General features: G+C 63.6%; 19 protein-coding genes. 17 read left to right on the forward strand and 2 right to left on the reverse strand.

What is annotated here, in order from left to right:
- The first annotated feature begins 4 nt into the window (after positions 1-4).
- The 11 genes from ACLQ8T_RS05105 (at position 5) to ACLQ8T_RS05155 (ending at position 10543) form a co-directional block, all read left to right on the forward strand.
- Entirely contained in the window at positions 5-802 is a 798-nt protein-coding gene (locus ACLQ8T_RS05105; RefSeq protein WP_413455886.1) for an ABC transporter ATP-binding protein, read from the forward strand.
- Between the two features lie 79 nt (positions 803-881).
- On the forward strand, positions 882-2285 hold the full coding sequence (mtr, locus tag ACLQ8T_RS05110) for a mycothione reductase (RefSeq protein WP_413455887.1): 1404 nt from the start codon (positions 882-884) through the stop codon (positions 2283-2285).
- An 87-nt stretch (positions 2286-2372) separates the two neighbouring features.
- Complete coding sequence (locus ACLQ8T_RS05115) at positions 2373-2834, forward strand: hypothetical protein (RefSeq protein ID WP_413455888.1); 462 nt, start codon at positions 2373-2375, stop codon at positions 2832-2834.
- 135 nt (positions 2835-2969) lie between these two features.
- The gene (locus ACLQ8T_RS05120) at positions 2970-3221 is read left to right on the forward strand and encodes a hypothetical protein (protein WP_413455889.1); all 252 of its coding nucleotides are present in this window, start codon (positions 2970-2972) and stop codon (positions 3219-3221) included.
- A gap of 96 nt (positions 3222-3317) precedes the next feature.
- Positions 3318-6308, forward strand: a complete 2991-nt coding sequence (locus ACLQ8T_RS05125; protein ID WP_413455890.1) for a DNA translocase FtsK 4TM domain-containing protein — start codon at positions 3318-3320, stop codon at positions 6306-6308.
- 5 nt (positions 6309-6313) lie between these two features.
- Positions 6314-6916 carry a CDP-diacylglycerol--glycerol-3-phosphate 3-phosphatidyltransferase gene (gene pgsA, locus ACLQ8T_RS05130; RefSeq protein ID WP_121866470.1) on the forward strand — a complete coding sequence of 201 codons (603 nt, stop codon included), beginning with the start codon at positions 6314-6316 and terminating at the stop codon, positions 6914-6916.
- Between the two features lie 6 nt (positions 6917-6922).
- Positions 6923-7405 carry a CinA family protein gene (locus ACLQ8T_RS05135; RefSeq protein ID WP_413455891.1) on the forward strand — a complete coding sequence of 161 codons (483 nt, stop codon included), beginning with the start codon at positions 6923-6925 and terminating at the stop codon, positions 7403-7405.
- Between the two features lie 196 nt (positions 7406-7601).
- Positions 7602-8015: a helix-turn-helix domain-containing protein gene (locus ACLQ8T_RS05140; protein WP_038992609.1), complete on the forward strand. Its 414-nt coding sequence runs from the start codon at positions 7602-7604 to the stop codon at positions 8013-8015.
- 110 nt (positions 8016-8125) lie between these two features.
- Positions 8126-8350: a DUF3046 domain-containing protein gene (locus ACLQ8T_RS05145; protein WP_038992632.1), complete on the forward strand. Its 225-nt coding sequence runs from the start codon at positions 8126-8128 to the stop codon at positions 8348-8350.
- 241 nt (positions 8351-8591) lie between these two features.
- Positions 8592-9644, forward strand: coding sequence for a recombinase RecA (gene recA, locus ACLQ8T_RS05150; RefSeq protein WP_038992608.1), 1053 nt, complete (start codon positions 8592-8594; stop codon positions 9642-9644).
- Positions 9644-10543 carry a regulatory protein RecX gene (locus ACLQ8T_RS05155; RefSeq protein ID WP_413455892.1) on the forward strand — a complete coding sequence of 300 codons (900 nt, stop codon included), beginning with the start codon at positions 9644-9646 and terminating at the stop codon, positions 10541-10543. The genes recA and ACLQ8T_RS05155 overlap by 1 nt, the downstream gene beginning before the upstream one ends.
- Here ACLQ8T_RS05155 and ACLQ8T_RS05160 read toward each other — a convergent pair.
- On the reverse strand, positions 10537-10845 hold the full coding sequence (locus tag ACLQ8T_RS05160; protein ID WP_204721381.1) for a hypothetical protein: 309 nt from the start codon (positions 10843-10845) through the stop codon (positions 10537-10539). The genes ACLQ8T_RS05155 and ACLQ8T_RS05160 overlap by 7 nt on opposite strands.
- 252 nt (positions 10846-11097) lie before the next feature.
- Here ACLQ8T_RS05160 and miaB point away from each other — a divergent pair, with 252 nt between their 5' ends.
- The 3 genes from miaB to dapF are packed head-to-tail and all read left to right on the forward strand — an operon-like array spanning position 11098 to position 14421.
- Positions 11098-12546, forward strand: coding sequence for a tRNA (N6-isopentenyl adenosine(37)-C2)-methylthiotransferase MiaB (miaB, locus tag ACLQ8T_RS05165; protein ID WP_038992605.1), 1449 nt, complete (start codon positions 11098-11100; stop codon positions 12544-12546).
- A gap of 4 nt (positions 12547-12550) precedes the next feature.
- Positions 12551-13453, forward strand: coding sequence for a tRNA (adenosine(37)-N6)-dimethylallyltransferase MiaA (miaA, locus tag ACLQ8T_RS05170; protein WP_413455893.1), 903 nt, complete (start codon positions 12551-12553; stop codon positions 13451-13453).
- A 32-nt stretch (positions 13454-13485) separates the two neighbouring features.
- On the forward strand, positions 13486-14421 hold the full coding sequence (gene dapF, locus ACLQ8T_RS05175) for a diaminopimelate epimerase (RefSeq protein ID WP_413455894.1): 936 nt from the start codon (positions 13486-13488) through the stop codon (positions 14419-14421).
- Between the two features lie 70 nt (positions 14422-14491).
- Here dapF and ACLQ8T_RS05180 read toward each other — a convergent pair whose 3' ends face one another.
- The gene (locus tag ACLQ8T_RS05180; RefSeq protein ID WP_413455895.1) at positions 14492-15097 is read right to left on the reverse strand and encodes a class I SAM-dependent methyltransferase; all 606 of its coding nucleotides are present in this window, start codon (positions 15095-15097) and stop codon (positions 14492-14494) included.
- A 328-nt stretch (positions 15098-15425) separates the two neighbouring features.
- On the opposite strand from ACLQ8T_RS05180, the gene hflX reads away from it, so the two are divergent.
- From hflX to ACLQ8T_RS05195, 3 genes are all read left to right on the forward strand, one after another.
- Entirely contained in the window at positions 15426-17087 is a 1662-nt protein-coding gene (gene hflX, locus ACLQ8T_RS05185) for a GTPase HflX (RefSeq protein WP_413455896.1), read from the forward strand.
- Positions 17080-19077 carry an ATP-dependent DNA helicase gene (locus tag ACLQ8T_RS05190; RefSeq protein WP_413455897.1) on the forward strand — a complete coding sequence of 666 codons (1998 nt, stop codon included), beginning with the start codon at positions 17080-17082 and terminating at the stop codon, positions 19075-19077. Before hflX ends, ACLQ8T_RS05190 begins: the two co-directional genes overlap by 8 nt.
- Positions 19078-19221: 144 nt before the next feature.
- Positions 19222-20268, forward strand: a complete 1047-nt coding sequence (locus tag ACLQ8T_RS05195) for a glycoside hydrolase family 76 protein (protein ID WP_413455898.1) — start codon at positions 19222-19224, stop codon at positions 20266-20268.
- The last annotated feature ends 1 nt before the right edge of the window (position 20269 follow it).

Below are 20269 nucleotides of genomic sequence, written 5' to 3' on the forward strand. Positions count from 1 at the left end.
AAGAATGATTACTGCTACCGATATTTCCGTGGGCTATGGCGGAAAGCTGGTCATCGAATCGGCAGGGCTGCAAGCCGGCCCCGGGGAAGTGGTCGGGCTGATCGGCCCCAACGGCAGCGGCAAGTCCACCCTGCTGCGCACGCTCTATGCGGCGCTGAAGCCTACCGCCGGGCTGGTGCTTGTCGACGAACGCCCGGTCGCCGAACTGCGCGGCAACGAACTGGCCCGCAGAATTGCGGTCGTGGCCCAGGAAACCCCCACCGAATTGCCGGTCAGCGTCGCCGAAATGGTGCTCCTGGGCAGGGCACCGCACCGCAAGGCGCTGGCCGCCATGTCCCGCGAGGACCACCGGGCAGTTGCCTCGGCGCTGGCCCGGGTCGGCGCCCGGCACCTGGCCGACCGCCGCTACTCGACCCTCTCCGGGGGTGAAAAGCAACGCGTGCTGGTGGCCCGGACCTTGGCCCAGCAGGCCGAGCACCTGCTGCTGGACGAGCCCACCAACCACCTCGACATCCGCTACCAGCATGAGCTGCTGCGCATGGTCGGAGAACTGGGAACCACCACGGTGGTGGTGCTGCACGACCTGAATCTGGCGGCCCGCTACTGCAGCAAGCTGGTGCTGCTGGCCAACGGCGGAATCATCTCCGCGGGCACGCCGCATCAGGTGCTGGTGCCCGAACTCCTGCTGCAGGTCTACGGGATCCATGCGCAGCCGGTGCTCGTGGACGGGATCCTGCAGCTGGTGTTCAGCCTGGCCGATGAGCCAGAACTGCAACATAGCGGAAGTCCGGTTCCCGGATGATAGCCTGCCCGGTAGGCAAGCGCTGTCAGCGCGCCTGCCTGCCGGGCCCCAAGCATTGACCCTGAAAGGTACACCTGCCATGACGTCTTCCGCCGCTATCGAAGCAGACAAGCACTACGATCTGATCATCCTCGGCACCGGATCGGGCAACTCCATTCCCGGTCCTGAATTCGACGGGCAGTCCATTGCCATCATCGAGAAGGGCGCCTTCGGCGGCACCTGCCTGAACGTCGGCTGCATCCCGACCAAGATGTATGTCTATGCCGCAGACGTCGCTTTGGAAACCAGGGAATCGGCGAGGCTGGGAATCGACGCCCAAGTCAATTCCGTGGACTGGCCCGGCATCGTCAGCCGGGTCTTCGAGCAGCGCATCGATCCGATCGCCCGGGGTGGAGAGGAGTATCGCCGCGGCGAGCAGACGCCGAACATCGACGTCTATGACCAGCACGCGCGTTTCGTCGGCGAGCGCACGCTGCGCACCGGGCAGGGAGAAGAAGCCAAGACCATCAGCGCGGACCAGATTGTCCTGGCAGCCGGTTCGCGACCCTTCATTCCGCAGGAAATCATTGATTCGGGGGTGCACTACCACACGAACGAGGACATCATGCGCCTGGCGAGCCAGCCGAAGTCCATCGTGATCATCGGCGGCGGCTACATCGCGATGGAGTTCGCCCACGTCTTCGAGGCGCTGGGCACCAAGGTCACCATCCTGGCCCGCTCCGAGCTGATGCGCCATCTGGATGCCGACCTGCGCGAGCCCTTCAACCAGCTGGCCACCGAACGCTATGACGTGCGCATGGGACGGACGGTGGCCAGCGCCGTGCAGGAAAGCGACGGGGTGGTGCTGACCCTGGATGACGGCTCCACCGCCAGCGCCGAGGTGCTGCTGGTAGCGACCGGGCGGGTGCCCAACGGCGACCAGCTGGACCTGCAGAATGCAGGCATCGCCTCGGACGACGGGCAGGTCAGCGTGGACGAATACGGCCGCTCGACTTCCGCTGAAGGTGTCTGGGCGCTGGGCGATATTTCCTCGCCCTTCCAGCTCAAGCATGTGGCCAACGCAGAGATGCGCGCGGTGCGCCACAATCTGCTGAACCCGAAGGACATGGTGAAGATGCCGCACGAGCACGTGCCGGCCGCGGTCTTCACCCACCCGCAGATCGCCTACGTCGGGATGACCGAAGAGCAAGCCCGCGAGGCCGGGCATGACGTGACCACCAAGGTGCAGAAGTACGGGGACGTGGCCTACGGCTGGGCCATGGAAGATGGCACCGGCATCGCAAAGCTCATCGCCGACCGGGACACCGGCAAGCTGCTCGGTGCGCACTACATGGGCCCGCAGGCCTCGACGCTGATCCAGCAGATGATCACCGTCATGGCCTTCGGGCTGGACGTGCGCGAGGTGGCAACCAAGCAGTACTGGATCCATCCGGCCCTGCCGGAAGTCACCGAGAACGCGTTGCTCGGCCTGGATTTCTCCTAGCTGCCGAAGCCGGCCAGTTCACTGGCCGCCGGCAGATGAATCAGCAGGCCAGTAGCCAATGGCGCCACGCTGTCCTAGGCTGAAGCCATGACTCGGATTACCGCGCGAACCGCGACCTCGAAGACCGGCAGCATGTTCCTGATCGCCGCGGGCGTGGGCCTGAGTCTGGGCGTGCTGGCGGTGCTCTGGATGTTCTGGCCGATCGGCCAGGATGGCTACGGCAGCAGCCTCGGCGAATTGGGCTTGCCGCTGGCCTACGGCGCGATAGCCGGCGTGCTGATGGGGTTGATCTGCTGCAGCGGGGCGCACGCGGCCCTTGAAATCCAAGCCGCGGGGAAACCGGAGGCCAATGGCACCCGGCAATCGGCAGCCGCCGGCCTCGGAGCTGCCGTCGCCGCCATGCTTCCCGCGGTGGCGATCGCCGCCATGGGCCTGGGCGATACGAATCCGGCACCATTCCTCGGTACTGCCCTGGGGCTGCTGGTGGTGTGCTTCGCCGCGGGATCCGCCATCCTGGCCAGGCTCAACTGCTGCACCGCCCGAGGCTGAAGATCTCTGGGGAGCGACGGCCCAAGCGCCAGCTGGTTGCCAGCTGGGCGCCGCTGGCCGAGCACCGCTCGCTGTGGCAGGTTGGGGGCGGGCGCCACGTCCAGGCGCCGGTTCCAACGCAGAGCAGGAGTAAGCATGAAGTCCGCAAGCCGCCTCGGCGCCTGCGCCACGGCAACGATGCTGGCCGGGGCGTGGGCGCTGTCGGCCATCCCGGCCGCCTACGCCAGCGCCATCGCCTACACCCAGGAAGTCTCCAGTGCCGGCACCTGCGCCATGATGGAAACTGCCACGGTGGATGCCTTCGAGGCCTCCGGGTACCAGGTGGAAAGCCATGCCTGCATGCCAAGCCCCGGCGGCTACACCCTGGTGATCGAGTACACGCCATAGCCCGGTCCTGCGGCGTGATGATTATCTAGCCGCTGCAGCACCCGTGCAGACGTGTAAATTCGGGGTGCATCCAGCGTATGGCGATACCCTTGGAGTATGGCCTCACGTACCCAGTCTCAGGGGACGAAGAAGACTGCGACGCGCAAACCCAAAGCGTCCAGCTCCTCGTCCTCCAAGAAAACGCCCGAGAACCCGGATGCGGAACTCGCCCTGCCGCTGCGCGCAATCCGCAGCGTGTGGATGGGCATTGCCCGGATCTTCGGCGGCGCGTTCCGCCGCATCGGCGGAACCGTCAAGCCTGACTACGAGCTGCGCCGCGACGGCACCGGCTTGTTCCTTGCGCTGATCGCGATCATCGTCGCGGTCATCGAATGGTGGGGCCTGCGCGATGCCGGCTGGTTCGGCACCGGCGTGCACGCTGTCGCCGGCGGCACCCTGGGCTTCATGGCGGTGCTGGTGCCGGTCATCCTGTTCATCGGCGCCTTCCGGCTCTTCCGCTACCCCGAAGCTGTCACCGCGAACAACCGCATCGGCATCGGGCTGCTGATCATGACGCTCTCCGGCTCGTCCATCGCCTCGCTGGCCAACGGCTCGCCGGCGGTCACCGACGACTTCGAAGCGCTGTGGAATGCCGGCGGCATGGCCGGGTCCATCCTGGGCACCCCGCTGGGCCTGCTGATATCGGTTCCGGGCGCCATGGCGGTGTTCATTTTCCTGGTGTTCATGTCGATCCTGATCGTCACCGCCACCCCGGTGATGCAGATCCCTGCGCGCGTGCGCGCCGGCTACAACCGCCTGCTCGGCCAGGACCCGGATACGCCGCGCGCCACCCGGGCCACGGCCGCGATGGAACTGGATGCCACCCGCGAGGACCACGACCAGTCCTACCTCTATCCCGAGGCCGAGGCCGAGGCCCCGGCACCGAAAAAGAAGAAGCAGGGCTTCTTCGAGCGCCGTGCAGCCGCCGCCCGCAAGGTCACCGAAGTCTACGATGTGGATGGGACGGAGAATTCCGACCGCTCGGGCGATATCGCCTACGACCAGGCGGTCATCGGCGAGGATGATCCTGCCACCGACGCGATGCCTGCGGTCAACCGCAACTCCGGCAAGATCTTCGACGCCGACGAGGCGGCCACCCAGGCCATCGCCCGCCCGCAGCTGGATGGCTCCGGCCCCGCCGATGCCAGCGAAGACGCCGCCACAGTGGCGATCCCGAAACCGGCCGGCCCGCCGCCGGGGGTCAAGCGCCCCACCAAGGCCGAGGCCGAAATGGCCGAGATCATGGCCAACATCGGGCTGAAGGCCGAACCCGAAGCCACCACCTCCGCGATGGACCAGGTCTCCTCGCGCGCCGCCGGGCTCGGAACTTCCCCGCAGGCGCCGATCCCGGCGCGCAGCGAGCAGCTGCAGCTCTCCGGGGATGTCACCTACACCCTGCCCGAGGAGCACTACCTGCCTGCCGGACCGCCGGCCAAGGAAGCCTCCGAAGCCAATCAGGTGGTGGTCGACGCGCTGACCAACACGCTGCAGCAGTTCAAGGTCGACGCGCAGGTCACCGGCTTCTCGCGCGGCCCGACGGTGACCCGCTACGAGATCGAGCTGGCTCCGGGCACCAAGGTGGAGAAGGTCACCGCGCTGTCCAAGAACATCTCCTACGCCGTGGCCTCCTCGGATGTGCGCATCCTCTCGCCGATCCCGGGCAAGTCCGCCATCGGCATCGAGATCCCGAACACCGACAAGGAAGTCGTCGCCCTGGGCGACGTGCTGCGCAGCTCCAACGCCCGCAAGTCCGAGCACCCGATGGTGATGGGCGTGGGCAAGGATGTCGAGGGCGGCTTCGTCGTGGCCAACTTGGCCAAGATGCCGCACCTGCTGGTGGCCGGCGCCACCGGCGCGGGCAAGTCCTCGTTCGTGAACTCGATGATCACTTCGATCCTGATGCGCGCCACCCCCGACGAGGTGCGCATGGTCATGGTCGACCCCAAGCGCGTGGAGCTCACCGCCTACGAAGGCGTGCCGCACCTGATCACCCCGATCATCACCAACCCGAAGAAAGCCGCCGAGGCCCTGCAGTGGGTGGTCCGCGAAATGGACACCCGCTACGACGACCTGGCCAACTTCGGCTTCAAACACATCGACGACTTCAACAAGGCGGTCAAGGCCGGCAAGGTGCACCCTCCCGAGGGCTCCAAGCGCGTGCTTAAGCCCTACCCGTACCTGCTGGTGATCGTCGACGAGCTCGCCGATTTGATGATGGTCGCCCCGCGCGATGTGGAAGAGTCCATCGTGCGCATCACGCAGCTGGCGCGTGCCGCCGGCATCCATCTGGTGCTGGCCACCCAGCGCCCGTCGGTGGACGTGGTCACCGGCCTGATCAAGGCCAACGTGCCTTCGCGCATGGCCTTCGCCACCTCTTCGGTCACCGACTCCCGCGTGGTGCTCGACCAGCCCGGCGCGGAGAAGCTGCTGGGCCAGGGCGACGCGCTGTTCCTGCCGATGGGCACCTCCAAGCCGATGCGCGTCCAGGGCGCCTGGGTCACCGAATCGGAGATCCACCGCGTCGTCGAGCACGTCAAGAGCCAGCTGCAGCCCGAATACCGGGACGACGTGATCCCGGCCGCCGAGAAGAAGAAGCAGATCGACGAGGACATCGGAGACGACCTGGAGCTGCTGCTGCAGGCCACCGAGCTCGTGGTCACCAGCCAGTTCGGCTCCACCTCGATGCTGCAGCGCAAGCTGCGCGTGGGCTTCGCCAAGGCAGGTCGCCTGATGGACCTTATGGAATCGCGCGGCGTGGTCGGCCCTTCCGAAGGCTCCAAGGCCCGCGACGTGCTGATCCAGCCGGACGACCTGCCGATGGTGCTGGCCGCGATGCGCGGGGACGATCCGGCCACCAGCACCCCGTCGGCCACTGAGGCCGCGCTGGTCGCCGAGGCCAATGTGAACCATGCCGAGCCGGTCACCGACTATGCCGAGGACCTGGTCGCCAAGGATCTGGAGGATCGCCCGCAGGCCGTGGACTACTTCGACGGCTCCGATGACGACGATTCGGGCGAGGACGCCTGGAACCTGACAGGAAGAAACTGATACCCATGAGCGAGCAAGCTGGCCGCAGTGCCCAGCCACCGGTACCGACGCTGAACATCGCCAACGTGCTCACCACCATCCGCATCATCATGGTGCCGTTCTTCATCTGGGCGCTGATGGCGGATAACCACGAGCAGGGCCTGTGGCGCTGGGTCGCGCTGGCACTGTTCGTAGTGGCCATGTACACCGACAAGCTCGACGGGGACCTGGCGCGCAGCCGCGGGCTGATCACCAACTTCGGCAAGATCGCCGACCCGATCGCGGACAAGCTGCTCACCGGCTCGGCGCTGGTGTGCTTCTCGATCCTGGCCGAGCTGCCCTGGTGGGTCACCATCGTGATCCTGGTCCGCGAATGGGGCATCACCCTGCTGCGCGTGGTGGTCATCCGCTACGGCGTGATCGCCGCGAACATGGGCGGGAAGATCAAGACCGTGCTGCAGGCGATCGTGATCGGGGTGTACCTGCTGCCCTACACCCACACCATTGACTGGCTGGGCACCGCGGCCTGGTACCTGATGCTGCTGACCCTGGCGGTCACCGTGGTCACCGGCATCGAATACCTTATCAAGGCCGGCCAGCTGGTGGCGGCCGCCAAGAAGCGGAAGTAGGGACAGATGAAGCCCGCAGCCCCCGAGGTGATTGCCAAGGCCATCGACGGCGCCGTGCAGCTGGCGACCGCGGAATCGCTGACCGCCGGAATGATCGCCGCGCGCCTGGCCGAAGTTCCCGGCGCCTCGGCCGTATTGCGCGGGGGAATCGTCAGCTATTCCTCCGAGGTCAAGTCCTCGCTGCTGGGCGTCGACGAAGCACTGCTGGCGGCCAACGGTTCGGTGGATCCCGAGGTGGCCCGGCAGATGGCCATCGGCGCGCAGCGTGCCTGCGGCGCCGACGCGGCGATTTCGGCAACCGGAGTCGCCGGCCCTGAGCCGCACGATGGCAAGGCCGTGGGCACCGTGTATATTGGATGGGCGGTGGGAGCCGACTCCGGGTCCGAGGCCCACCACTTTGTGGGGGACCGGGCGCAGATCCGCGAGCAGAGCACCCAAGCGGCACTTCACCAGTTCGCTGCCATCTTGGATAAAGCTTCTTCACAGTAAGACACGAAATACTTTTCTTCTCGGGATATTACGCAAAAACCATCCCGGATGTGGCGTAGCTCGCATTTATTTGATTAGGGTGAATGTACGGGAACAAAATCGTATGACCTGTCGTTGTACGAATTGCAGGGCCGCAAGGATGGCCCCCGTATTTGATTAGATCTTCGAGATGGACCTAGGAGCAGAGGCTAAATTCATGGTCAAGCAACCCGTAACTGTCAATGGTGTCGTCCGTTGGCGCGATATGGGAGAAGCCCATATGGTCCAGCCCGAGAAGGAGGAGCACAAAATGGTAGTACTCCGTCATGAAATCGGCGATGTCCTGCGCGACGTCCGCCAGCGTCAGGGTCGTACCCTGCGCGAGGTTTCGCACAGCGCACGTGTTTCCCTCGGATACCTGTCCGAGGTTGAGCGTGGCCAGAAGGAAGCCTCTTCGGAGCTGCTCTCCTCAATCTGCGTGGCGCTGGAAATCCCATTGTCATTGATGCTCCGTGAAGTATCCGAGCGCGTTGCCCTGGCAGAGGGCATTGCGATCCCGGATACCGTCCCGACGGATATGGCCGACGAGTTTGCCGCCAAGGGCAACAGCAAGCCACTGGCCTCGGTCTAGCATCATCTTTTCCGGGCCGCCGCTACTCAGTAATCGAGACTGCCGGCAGCCATGCAAGGAGCCTGCGCGAAATGCGCGGGCTCCTTGCCTTTGCGTGGGAGAATTATCAGGTGAAAATCAGCGATTTCTGGCGAAATATGGAAAACGAGTTCGGCCCGCGGTACTCCCGCGTGCTGGCCGATTCCATGGCCCTGACCGAACTCGGCAGCCTGACTGCGGCACAGGCGCTCGATAGGGGCATCAAGCCCAAGCAGATCTGGGAAGCCCTGTGCCGGGCGCAAGATGTTCCGGCTGAACGCTGGCTTGGCGTGGATATCGAGCCGAAGCAATCGTAGGGATTCCATTCGAATACCCATGCAGTAATTCTTCGAACACGCCGTGTTGAATTTCGAACACCTGTTCGGATAGGGTTATGCTGGAAACAACGCAGGAAACTGCGCCAAGAACTTAAGCACTGGGATTGTCCACACTTCTGGGCTATCGGAGTCCAAAGTGTCGGTGGGCAAGCATACTGTCTATTGCAGGACAAAAATCATGAGCAAGTACGTAGCAGGCTTGCAAGAGCAAAGGTGAACCATGGCAGCAAAAAATGATCGGGAAAAGGCGCTAGAGGCTGTCCTGGGCCAAATTGACAAGGCCTATGGCAAAGGCTCGGTCATGCGCCTGGGCGACGAAACCCGCGCACCCATTGAAGTAATCCCTACCGGCTCGGTTGCCCTGGATGCCGCCCTTGGCATTGGCGGATTGCCACGCGGCCGCGTGGTGGAGATCTATGGTCCGGAATCTTCGGGCAAGACCACGGTTGCCCTGCACGCAGTCGCCAGCGCACAGAAGGCCGGCGGCGTCGCCGCATTCATCGATGCCGAGCACGCGCTGGATCCGGAATACGCCAAGAAGCTGGGCGTCGACACCGATGCGCTGCTGGTCTCCCAGCCGGATACCGGCGAGCAGGCACTGGAAATCATGGATATGCTCGTGGGCTCCGGTGCACTGGATATCATCGTCATCGACTCCGTGGCGGCACTGGTTCCCCGCGCCGAAATCGAAGGCGAGATGGGCGACAGCCACGTCGGCCTGCAGGCTCGACTGATGTCCCAGGCATTGCGCAAGATCACCGGCCGCCTCTCGGCCTCGAAGACCACCGCAATCTTCATCAACCAGCTGCGTGAGAAGATCGGTGTCTTCTTCGGCAGCCCGGAAACCACCACAGGTGGCAAGGCGCTGAAGTTCTACGCTTCGGTGCGCATCGATATCCGCCGCATCGAGACCCTGAAAGAGGGCACCAACGCGGTCGGCAACCGTACCCGCTGCAAGATCGTCAAGAACAAAATGGCTCCTCCTTTCAAGCAGGCCGAGTTCGACATCCTGTACGGCCACGGCATCTCCAAGGAAGGCTCGCTCATCGACATGGGCGTCGAGCACAACCTGGTCAAGAAGTCCGGTGCCTGGTTCACCTATGACGGAGACCAGCTGGGCCAGGGCAAGGAAAACGCCCGCCGCTTCCTGCGCGACAACCCGGATCTGGCCAACGAGCTCGAACGCCAGATCCTGCAGAAGCTCGGCGTCCTGCCAATGGAAGAAGTTGAAGAAGACGAGACAGAACTGCGAGTCGTCGAGGGCGATCAGTAGTGGCCTCAGGCTTCCAACGACGTAGCGTCCGACCCGGAAAGAATTCCGGGTCGGACGCTACGTCCGTTTCCAAAGAGTTCCAGGGCGACCTCGAAGACATGCCGGACTGGGCCAAGCCCAGCCCGGAAGAATTGGAAGCCCAAGCGGTTGAGGAATCAGCCAAGCGGGACCGGGCGGCTCAGCGAGCATCCCAGCGCGCTGCGGCGCCTGCAATGCCGGCCGGCAGCACCTCGCGAACCATTGCCAGCTTCTCCGAGCAGCCGGCGAAACCGGGCAGCATCGAAGAGCTGCGCGCGGCCATGGAGCAGATTGTGGCTGCGCCCGCGCCGGCCAAACCGTCGAAGCAGGAACGCCGCGAAGCGCGCGAAGCGCGAAAAGCTGCCCGCCAAGCGGGGGAGCCTGAAGAGCTCAGCGACGACCAGTGGCGGGAAAAGGCACGCGGAATTTTGCTGCGCCAGCTCACGGCCAGCGACAAGACCGCCAAGCAGCTCAAGGACAAGCTCCTTGAGAATGAATGCCCGGAAGACATTGCCGATGAGGTCATCGACCGCTATGCCGAGATCAACCTCGTGGATGATGAACGCTTTGCGAAGTCCTGGGTCGTTGCCCGCGCTCGCTCGCGTGGATTAGCCCGCGGTGCGATCAAGCGCGAGCTGCGTACCAAGGGGGTGGACGACGAGCTGGCCGCTGAAGCGCTGGAGCAAATCGATGACGAAGCGGAGGAGCAGCGAGCCCGCGAACTGGTGCGCGCGAAGCTGCGTCCCGAATCCATGGGCGCCGATCGGGACAAAGCCCTGCGCCGGCTCGTGGGGATGCTGGGCCGCAAAGGCTACAACGGCGGCATGGCGTTCAAGGTCGCCCGCGAGGAATGGGAAGAGCGCTTCGGCAATCGCTACTGATGTCGTTTCGGATGCCGCCCTGGTGCGTTTCTCCGGCGCTCAAGCCAATCGTCAATGCCCTGGTAGGCCCAGAGGCTCAAGACCAGGACCCCGGCAAGCATCGAGCCGACACCGATATTGAACAGCAGGCTGTCGGTTTGACCATCAATGGGCGGGATGATGCCAATAGCGGTCGGGATGGCGAGAAGGAAAAGCGCGGATAATCCTGCCATCCACCAGTGGAAGATCTTCATGCCGCGCGACAACCGCAACGGTCGGTACTTGCCGGTTTTCTGGTGCTTGCCTGGCGAATGGTTTTCCACGGATTGCCCTTCCTGCGCCGAATCAGCTATCGAAAAGCCTATTCCTTTTCCTGGCCTTCCACCCGAAGGCGCGCACCGACGGCCACTAGGCCGTAACCGTGAAGGCAACCAGGAGTCCAGCGGAGGCTCGCCTACATTTCAGCGGCACCCGATCTTCGGTAATCTTTAAGGGTGACTGAGCAACATACCTTGAGCAACATCGGCAGCGAAGAACTACCCCGTACCTATGAGGTACGTACCTTCGGCTGCCAAATGAACGTCCACGACTCCGAGCGCCTCTCTGGCCTGCTGGAAGATGCAGGGCTGAGCCGCAAGCCGGAAGAGCTGGCCGAAGAAGTCGCCGACGTTGTTGTCTTCAACACCTGCGCAGTGCGTGAGAACGCAGACAACAAGCTGTACGGGCACCTGGGCATGCTCAAGAACCTGAAGGCTGAACGCCCCAATATGCAAATTGCCGTCGGCGGCTGCCTTGCTCAGAAGGACCGCGACACCATCATCAAGAAGGCCCCATGGGTCGACGTGGTTTTCGGCACGCACAACATCGGCTCGCTGCCCACGCTGCTGGCCCGCTCGCGCCACAACCAGAAGGCGCAACTGGAGATCCTTGAATCCCTGGATGTCTTCCCCTCCACGTTGCCTACCCGACGCGAATCCGTGTACGCCGGCTGGGTCTCCATCTCCGTAGGGTGCAATAACACCTGCACCTTCTGCATCGTCCCTTCCCTGCGCGGCAAGGAGCGGGACCGTCGTCCGGGCGAGATCCTCGCCGAAATCCAGGCCCTGGTAGACGACGGTGCCATCGAAGTGACCCTGCTGGGCCAAAATGTGAACTCCTACGGCGTGGAATTCGGAGACCGCCTGGCCTTCGGCAAGCTGCTGCGCGCTTGCGGTGAAATCGAAGGACTGGAACGCGTGCGCTTCACCAGCCCGCACCCGGCGGCCTTCACCGATGACGTCATCGATGCCATGGCGGAAACACCTAACGTGATGCCGCAGCTGCACATGCCGCTGCAGTCCGGCTCGGACAAGGTGCTCAAGGACATGCGCCGCTCCTACCGGTCCAAGAAATTCCTCGGCATCCTGGACAAGGTCCGCGAACGCATCCCGCATGCGGCAATCACCACCGACATCATTGTCGGCTTCCCGGGTGAAACCGAAGAAGACTTCCAGGCCACCCTCGACGTGGTTGAAGCGTCGCGGTTCTCCTCGGCCTTCACCTTCCAGTACTCCAAGCGTCCGGGCACCCCGGCAGCCGACCTGGACGAGCAGCTTCCCAAGGCAGTGGTGCAGGAGCGCTATGAGCGCTTGACGGCGTTGCAGGACCGCATTTCCAAGGAGGAGAACGCGAAGCAGCTGGGCCGTACCGTGGAAGTCATGGCCACCGAACAGTCCGGACGCAAGGCCGAAGAGACCCACCGTCTCTCCGGACGCTCGCAGGACCAGCGCCTGGTGCACTTCTCGGTACCTGAAGGTGCCCAGGCCCCGCGCCCTGGCGACCTGGTAACCCTGCCGATCACCGAAGTGGCGGCATTCCACCTGATCTCGGATCCCACCGTGGACCAGTACTCCCTGCGCCGTTCTCGCGCCGGGGATGCGTGGGACCGGGCGCAGGCCGAAAGCTGCGGGGTTCCAGCACCGGCGGCCAACGGATCGAAAGGCCGCACGAGCTTGGGCATGCCGACGTTGAAAGTGCGCAGCTAGCCATATGGCCACTTCGAACCTGCCGGTGATTGCCATCGTCGGCCCCACAGGTACCGGCAAGTCGGACTTGGCCATCGCCGTGGCGCAGGAACTGGGCGGGGAAATCGTCAATTCCGATGCCCTGCAGTTCTACCGCGGCATGGACATCGGCACCGCGAAGCTGCCGGTGAATGAGCGTGGCGGCATCGAGCATCACCTGCTCGACACCATGGGCATCACCGAGGAAGCATCCGTTGCCGCCTTCCAAACCGAAGCCCGCGACCACTTCGCCCAAATCCGTGCCCGCGGCAAGGTTCCGGTGATGGTCGGGGGCTCAGGGTTGTACGTGCGGGCGGCCCTTGATGTGATCGATTTCCCGCCGACGGATCCAGAAGTCAGGAAACGGCTGGAGGCCGAGGTCGAGGCTCAAGGAGACGGACCGCTGCGCCGCCGGCTGGCCGAGGTTGACCCGGTATCTGCAGCACGCAATCTTGACTTGCGCCGCGCGATCCGCGCCCTTGAAGTACACGAGATTTCCGGTCGGGCCTTCAGCTCCTTCATGCCGCAACGCGAGTATGCCGCTCCGGCAATCCAGATCGGCTTGAACTACGACCGCCAGGCGTTGCATGAGGCCTTGGAAACCCGCGTGCACAAGATGGATTCCTTGGGATTTGCCGCGGAAGTCGAGGGACTGCTCGGCCAGGGATTGCGCGAAGGCAAGACCGCCTCGCGCGCCATCGGCTACCAGCAGTACATCGACTTCCTCGACGGGCAGATCACCCGGGACGAAGCCATTGACCAGACGGTCATTGCCACCCGCAAGTTCGCGCGACGCCAAATCACCTGGTTCAACGCAGATGAGCGGGTCAACTGGCTGAACCCGCTGGAACCTGGGCTGCTGGAAAAAACACTGCAGATCATCGGCTAGCCAACGTACGAACGAAAACTCTAGGAGCATTGATGTACCGCACCGAATTAGGTCAGCTGGCCGGACAACGTTTCGCCAAGGGCCATGCCACCGGCAACGACTTCGTGCTGATTGCCGACCCGGAAGCGCAGCTGGATCTCAACGCCGAACAGGTGGCCGCCCTGTGCCACCGCCGCTTCGGCGTTGGCGGCGACGGGCTGATCCGTGCCGTGCCCACCGCCAAGGTTCCCGGATACGAAGGGCAGTTCCTGGAGCATCCCAAGGCCTACTGGTTCATGGATTACCGGAACAACGATGGGTCCATCGCCGAGATGTGCGGCAACGGCGTACGCGCCTTCGCTCACTACCTGATTGCCGAGGGGCTCGTGAGCCTCCAGGTCGGGCAAAGTTTCCAGATCGGCAGCCGTGCCGGCGTCAAGGAAATTACCCGACTCGCTGATGGCTACGCGGTGAACCTCGGCCCCTGGGGATTGATCTTCGAGCAGGAAGCCGCCGAAAAATCGGTGGACTCCATGGTCAAGCCCAGAGGCTGGGAGCAGGCGCTGCCGGCCTTGAGCATCGCCATGGGCAACCCGCACACCGTAGTTGCCTTGCCAGACGTCCAGATGCTTGAAGAACTGGACCTGTTCCAAGCCCCAGAGGTATCTCCGGTCCCTGCCAACGGCACCAACGTGGAATTCGTGGTTCCTTCCGAGCCGCTGATCGAAGAGGACGGGGTTGCCCAGGTCCAGATGCGCGTCCATGAACGCGGGGTCGGCGAGACGCTCTCATGCGGTACCGGTGCGTGTGCGGCCGCGGCAGCCGTACGCTACTGGGCCCGCAGCACCGCGCTGATCAACCAGTGGGCTGTCAAGGTGCCCGGCGGTGTCGTCGGCGTTGAATTCCGTGGCAATGCAGAGGGCGGCGAAGATACGATCCTCAGCGGCCCGGCAGACCTGGTTGCCCGCGGGATCATCGGTTCGGAGTAGACCAGATCGGCTCCACGGCAAAAATCGCAGAATGGCTCGGCGAGCTATTCTGCGATTTTGCTTTTTGCAATCAGGCCGGACGCGCTACCTTCAGCACGCGGAAGGCCTTGGCGGTCGCTTCACGGGTGATCTTCCAATCCGAGGGAAGCTGCTCAATCAGCCACTTCTGCAGCGAATCGCTGCCCAGGTTCTTCTGCACCACCATCCATGCCTCGCCACCCGGGGCCAACCGCGGCAACCACAACATCAGCAGTTCATGCAGGGCATCCTTGCCGATGCGAATGGGCGGGTTCGACCAGATGGTGTCGAATTGCAGGCTCGGATCCACGGACTCAGGGGTGCCGACAACCACGTTGGACAAGCCGAGCGCCGCGGCATTCAAGCGGGCCAGGTCGATGGAACGCTCATTGACATCCACGCCGTAGACCTCGGATTGCGGGGACTGCTCGGCGGCGGCCAGGGTGATGGGCCCCCAGCCGCACCCGATATCCAGAATGCGTCCGCGAGGGGTTGGCACGTACTGCAGCAGCACCGCCGTTCCCTTGTCCAGACCGGCGGGGGAGAAGATTCCCGAGGCAGTCTGCACCTTGCGCAACGAGCCGTTGAGCTCGACTTCGATGGTGCGCCGTTCATCTGCCGAGGCCGGGCTGGCGGTGAAGTAGTGATCCGAGGTCATAGGCAAAGCTTATCGCCCGGTACGGATACCCCAAAGATCAACGTCGGCAACGTGAGCAAGGCGATATGGGCGTGAGCAGATATCACTGATAGAGTTTTCCCTATGACTTTCATTTTCGTCTAATACGTAGCCCTCTTGGTTACCCGCGGTTCCACAAGCTGGCCGCGCAGTTCCTGCGCGCCCACTTGCATGAATCAGCAGACGGCAAAGTCATTTCCCAATACCTGGCAGTTCTTCTTTCCAGAACCCCCGCACACGCCTTTGCTTACCGGTAACCATGCATTCACCTGTCTGCCCATAGACCTTTACTCCTTGCAAAGGACCACGAATGTTTGATGAACCAACCGAAACTGAACGCGCCACGTCGCAAAGTGGGGTCCACCCGCACTATTCTGGAAAGCGAAGTACTTCTAAGGAGACCATGACTAACTCCGAGTCACACGAGCACGATTCGGCATCGATGGATGATGCCCAGATCCAGGCCGCCATCGATCGAATTCTCGCAGCCGATGATGCGCAGAGCCCGCAGGTTCAGCACTTCGGCGAAGAAGAGAATTCCATTTTCGCTGGCCAGGCTACTGCACTGAACCGTTTTTCCTCAGGCCTCAGCAATTTCGACGGGGACCAGGAAGATCTGGAGGATCGCCGCGCGCTGCGTCGCGTCGCAGGCCTGTCCACGGAACTGGAAGACGTCACCGAGGTTGAATACCGCCAGCTGCGCCTGGAACGCGTCGTGCTGGCGGGCATCTGGAGCGATGGTACCGTCGCCGACGCCGAGAACTCCCTGCGCGAGCTCGCCGCCTTGGCGGAGACCGCAGGTTCCGAAGTCCTCGATGGCCTGGTGCAGCGCCGCAGCAAGCCGGACCCTTCGACCTTCCTCGGCTCGGGCAAGGCCGAAGAGCTGCGCGGAATCGTTGCGTCAACGGGTGCCGATACCGTGATTGTCGATGCAGAGCTGGCGCCATCGCAGCGCCGTGCCCTGGAAGATATCGTCAAGGTCAAGGTTATCGACCGCACCAGCCTGATCCTGGACATCTTTGCGCAGCATGCCCAATCGCGCGAGGGCAAGGCCCAGGTTGAACTGGCCCAGCTCGAATACCTGCTGCCGCGTCTTCGCGGCTGGGGCGAATCGATGTCCCGCCAGGCCGGTGGCCGCGTAGGTGCCGCCGGTGGCGGCATCGGCTCGCGTGGACCGGGTGAAACCAAGATCGAGATGGACCGCCGCCGCATTCGCGACCGCATGGCGAAGCTGCGCCGCGAGATCAAGGCCATGAAGCCTGCCCGCGAAGCCAAGCGTGCCAGCCGCAAGCGCAATGCGGTTCCAGCCGTGGCCATTGCCGGCTACACCAACGCCGGCAAGTCATCGCTGCTCAACCGCTTGACCAACGCCGGGGTGCTGGTGGAGAACGCGCTGTTCGCTACCCTGGATCCAACCGTCCGCCAGTCGGCGACCGAGGACGGGTTGACCTACACGCTGGCCGATACCGTCGGCTTCGTATCCAACCTCCCGACCCAGCTGGTGGAAGCCTTCCGATCCACGCTGGAGGAAATCGCCGATTCGGATCTCATCCTGCACGTCGTTGACGGGTCCCACCCTGATCCCGAAGGGCAGATCCAAGCCGTGCGCACCGTGCTCGGCGAAGTCGACGCGTTGAACATTCCAGAGATCATCGTGGTCAACAAGGCCGATGTGGCTGACCCGTTCGTTATCGAACGCATCCGCAACCGGGAATCCAACACCGTGGTCGTCTCCGCGCACACCGGTGAAGGCATCCAGGAGCTGCTCGAAAAGATCAGCTCATCGATTCCACGCCCCGGCATCCAGCTTGAGGTGCTCATTCCCTACAACCGCGGGGATTTGATCGCCAAGCTGCACCAGAGCGAATCAGAGATCTTGGAAAGCGAACACCTGGAGGAGGGCACCCGGATGATCGTCAAGGTGCGCGATTCCCTAGCTGCAGAGTTGGAGACCTTCAACCTTCATGGATAAGCAAGAGCAGGCCCTGGGGCTCCTGGAGGCCGCGGTCACTTCCATGGGCGGTGCCATGCGCACCGGCCAGCAGGAAATGGTCAAGCATGTGGTCAGTGCGCTGGAAGATGAAAAGCACTTGCTGGTGCAGGCAGGCACCGGCACCGGCAAGTCGATGGGCTACCTGATTCCGGCATTGGCCCACGCGCAGACCAGCGCCAAGCCGGTGATCGTCTCCACCGCGACCTTGGCGCTGCAATCGCAGATTGTCGGCCGTGACGTGCCGCGGTTGCTCGAATCGCTCAAGGGCAAGCTCTCGCGCCCGATGGATGTGGCCCTGCTCAAGGGACGCTCGAACTACCTGTGTCAGTACAAGCTCGGCGGCGGGTACCCGGATGACGAAGGCACGCTTTTCTCGATGGATGAGCCGGCAGCTCCTGCCGGCACCACCTATTCGCCGTTGGCCAGCGAGGTCATGAAGCTGCGCGAATGGGCTGAAGAGACCGAGACCGGTGACCGCGATGAGCTGGTGCCCGGGGTCAGCGACAAGGCGTGGAAGCAGGTCTCGGTTTCGGCCATGGAGTGCTTGGGGTCGCAGAAGTGCCCGATGGCGGATGAATGCTTCTCGGAGATGGCTCGCGCCCGTGCCGGGGAAGCGGACGTGGTCATTACAAACCACGCCCTGCTGGCGGTATCGGCCTTCGAGGGGCTTTCGGTCCTCCCGGACTTCGAAGTCGCGATCATCGATGAGGCCCACGAACTGCAGGACCGCGTGACCAGTTCGGTTTCCGGGGCGCTCTCCGCACGCATGGTGCTCACCGCGGCTGGCGGCGCCAAGCGCCATTGCGGAGTGAACGTGGACGAGATGGTCAAGGCGGCGAACCGCCTGGAAAAGTCGTTGACCGGCGTGCCCACGGGGCTGCTGGAACATGGCCTGCGCGAAGACATGGGCATCGCCCTGAACGACATCGTGGAACAGGCCCGGCTGGCGTTGGCGCTGTCCAAGCCCGAAGCCAATGCACCGGCTGACGGCGGGCGACAGACCGCCCGCTCCCAGCTGCAGTCGGTGATGGACGATGCGATTCGCATGCTCGAATCCGAAGAGCGCCGCGAGGTGCTGTACACCACCCGTCCGCGGGAGTTTGTCGAAGGCCGGGGATACGTCGAAGCTGACGAGACCCAGCCAGCCACGTTGAACGTTGCCCCGTTGTCCGTTGCCGGCAAGCTGCGCGAAGGGCTGTTCGATGGGCGCACGGTCGTCTTGACCAGCGCTACCTTGGCTATCGGTTCGCAGTTCGATTCGGTCGCAGGCTCGCTGGGCTTGATGGGCGCCGGGGCTCCGTCCTGGACTGGCGTGGACGTCGGCAGTCCCTTCGACTACCCGAAGCAGGGCATCCTGTACGTAGCCAAGCATCTGCCCAAGCCGGGCCGCCAACTGGCTGCGGAGACGCTGGATGAGATCGAGGATCTCATCAAGGCCTCCGGCGGCGGTGCACTGGCTCTGTTCACTTCGAAGCGCTCCGCCGAAGAAGCGGCAAGCATCTTGCGCGAACGCCTGGACGTGGACATCCTGTGCCAGGGCGAGGGCAGCATGAAGTCGCTGGTCGAGCAGTTCAGCAGCGAACGTGACACCTGCCTGTTCGGAACCATGACCCTGTGGCAGGGCGTTGACGTGCCAGGAGATTCCTGCCGACTGGTCATCATCGACAAGATCCCGTTCCCGCGCCCGGACGATCCGATCTCCAAAGCCCGTTCCGAAGACGTGGCCAAGCATGGCGGCAACGGCTTCATGCAGGTGGCCGCCACCCATGCGGCGATTCGCCTGGCCCAGGGCGCTGGACGCCTGATCCGTTCGGTCGGGGACAAGGGCGTGGTGGCGATCCTCGATTCGCGCATGGCCACTGCACGGTACGGCAGCTTCTTGAAAGCAACCCTGCCGCCGATGTGGCCGACTGTCGACAAGAAGGTCATTGCCGGTGTTCTCCAGCGTTTGAACCCGGACGGTAAATAGCCGAATCATGGAGCATGAACTTGAGCTGTCCTTGGACTGAGGGCAGCTCAAGTTCTTTATGCCCTATCTGCAGGATGCTCGGCGATGCACTAAGGTCTGTGACAAGAACTGATGCCGCGTGAATCGAAAGGCACCATGGAGTCCATGCAAGAATTGGCACACCAAGCCGCCATCGACACCCATCAGCGTTTCGGGCGTCGCCTCTTGCGGCTGCCCGGAACCTGGATTGGGCAAAGCTACAGCAGGGCGCACCGGTTGCGCGACGGAAGCATGCTCAGCGATCTCAATGGCTGCGCGCACCCGTTGTCGGAGTGGAACTATTGGTGGCAGGCGCATTATCTGGATGCCATCATTGATGACGGCCACTCCTATCTGGCCGCAGGCGACGCGGAATCGGCGCGTGCCGAGCTGGCCCGGGCCAATCATCTGTTGCGTGGCATTCGAATTCGCAACTTCGGGATGCTGCCCAACTACTTCTTCGACGATATGGCGTGGCTTGCCTTGGCTAGCGGCCGTCTGGCGCAGTTCACGCTGGCCGTGACGGGAGAAGGAAACCACGCTGCTCAGACTGCAATGCGGGTGCTGGGAGAACAGCTTCAAGCTGGCATGGACGAGGTGCTGGGCGGCGGCCTGTACTGGTCGAAAAAACGGGATTTCAAGAATACGCCGGCCAATGCGCCGGCGGCCCTGTTCTTCGGCCGAACCGGCCAGGAGGACACCGCACGGCAGGTCCTCCAATGGCTGGAGAAGAACCTGTTCAGCGCCGAGCGTGGGCTGTATCTGGACGGGCTGCGGTTGACCAGCCAGGGGCACACGATGGAGCCAGCGGTCTATACCTATAACCAGGGCACGGTGCTAGGCGCGTTGCTTGAGCTTGGCGAGCCGGCCGATCTGGCTCACGCCCAGGTGCTGATCGATGCGACCACGCACTCGCTGTCTTCCGCTGCCGGAGTACTCGCGTTCAACCGCGGGGGAGACGGGAATCTTTTTGCCGGAATCCTGTGCCGGTATCTGGCTCTCGCCGCGAAAGATCACCGCTTGGAAGCACCAAGCAGGGAGCAGGCCAAGGATCTGGTCAAGGCAACTGCAGGCCATCTGACCGACCAGGAACCACGCCGGCTCTCGGCGGCAGTCCAGCGCTGGATGATCTTCGCCGCGGCCGCCCAGATCGAGCTTGAGGCCGGCGACTAGC

The sequence above is a fragment of the Glutamicibacter sp. FR1 genome, assembly GCF_047300825.1.
GTDB classification, from domain to species: Bacteria; Actinomycetota; Actinomycetes; order Actinomycetales; family Micrococcaceae; genus Glutamicibacter; species Glutamicibacter nicotianae.

Coding starts and splice junctions, on each gene's coding strand:
- ACLQ8T_RS05120 (WP_413455889.1), top strand. CDS start 2,970: ATGAAGTCCGCAAGCCGCCTCGGCGCCTGCGCCACGGCAACGATGCTG.
- hflX (WP_413455896.1), top strand. CDS start 15,426: ATGTTTGATGAACCAACCGAAACTGAACGCGCCACGTCGCAAAGTGGG.
- ACLQ8T_RS05115 (WP_413455888.1), top strand. CDS start 2,373: ATGACTCGGATTACCGCGCGAACCGCGACCTCGAAGACCGGCAGCATG.
- ACLQ8T_RS05105 (WP_413455886.1), top strand. CDS start 5: ATGATTACTGCTACCGATATTTCCGTGGGCTATGGCGGAAAGCTGGTC.
- ACLQ8T_RS05190 (WP_413455897.1), top strand. CDS start 17,080: ATGGATAAGCAAGAGCAGGCCCTGGGGCTCCTGGAGGCCGCGGTCACT.
- ACLQ8T_RS05125 (WP_413455890.1), top strand. CDS start 3,318: ATGGCCTCACGTACCCAGTCTCAGGGGACGAAGAAGACTGCGACGCGC.
- miaB (WP_038992605.1), top strand. CDS start 11,098: ATGAACGTCCACGACTCCGAGCGCCTCTCTGGCCTGCTGGAAGATGCA.
- mtr (WP_413455887.1), top strand. CDS start 882: ATGACGTCTTCCGCCGCTATCGAAGCAGACAAGCACTACGATCTGATC.
- recA (WP_038992608.1), top strand. CDS start 8,592: ATGGCAGCAAAAAATGATCGGGAAAAGGCGCTAGAGGCTGTCCTGGGC.
- pgsA (WP_121866470.1), top strand. CDS start 6,314: ATGAGCGAGCAAGCTGGCCGCAGTGCCCAGCCACCGGTACCGACGCTG.
- ACLQ8T_RS05135 (WP_413455891.1), top strand. CDS start 6,923: ATGAAGCCCGCAGCCCCCGAGGTGATTGCCAAGGCCATCGACGGCGCC.
- dapF (WP_413455894.1), top strand. CDS start 13,486: ATGTACCGCACCGAATTAGGTCAGCTGGCCGGACAACGTTTCGCCAAG.
- ACLQ8T_RS05195 (WP_413455898.1), top strand. CDS start 19,222: ATGCAAGAATTGGCACACCAAGCCGCCATCGACACCCATCAGCGTTTC.
- ACLQ8T_RS05180 (WP_413455895.1), bottom strand. CDS start 15,097: ATGACCTCGGATCACTACTTCACCGCCAGCCCGGCCTCGGCAGATGAA.
- miaA (WP_413455893.1), top strand. CDS start 12,551: ATGGCCACTTCGAACCTGCCGGTGATTGCCATCGTCGGCCCCACAGGT.
- ACLQ8T_RS05140 (WP_038992609.1), top strand. CDS start 7,602: ATGGTCAAGCAACCCGTAACTGTCAATGGTGTCGTCCGTTGGCGCGAT.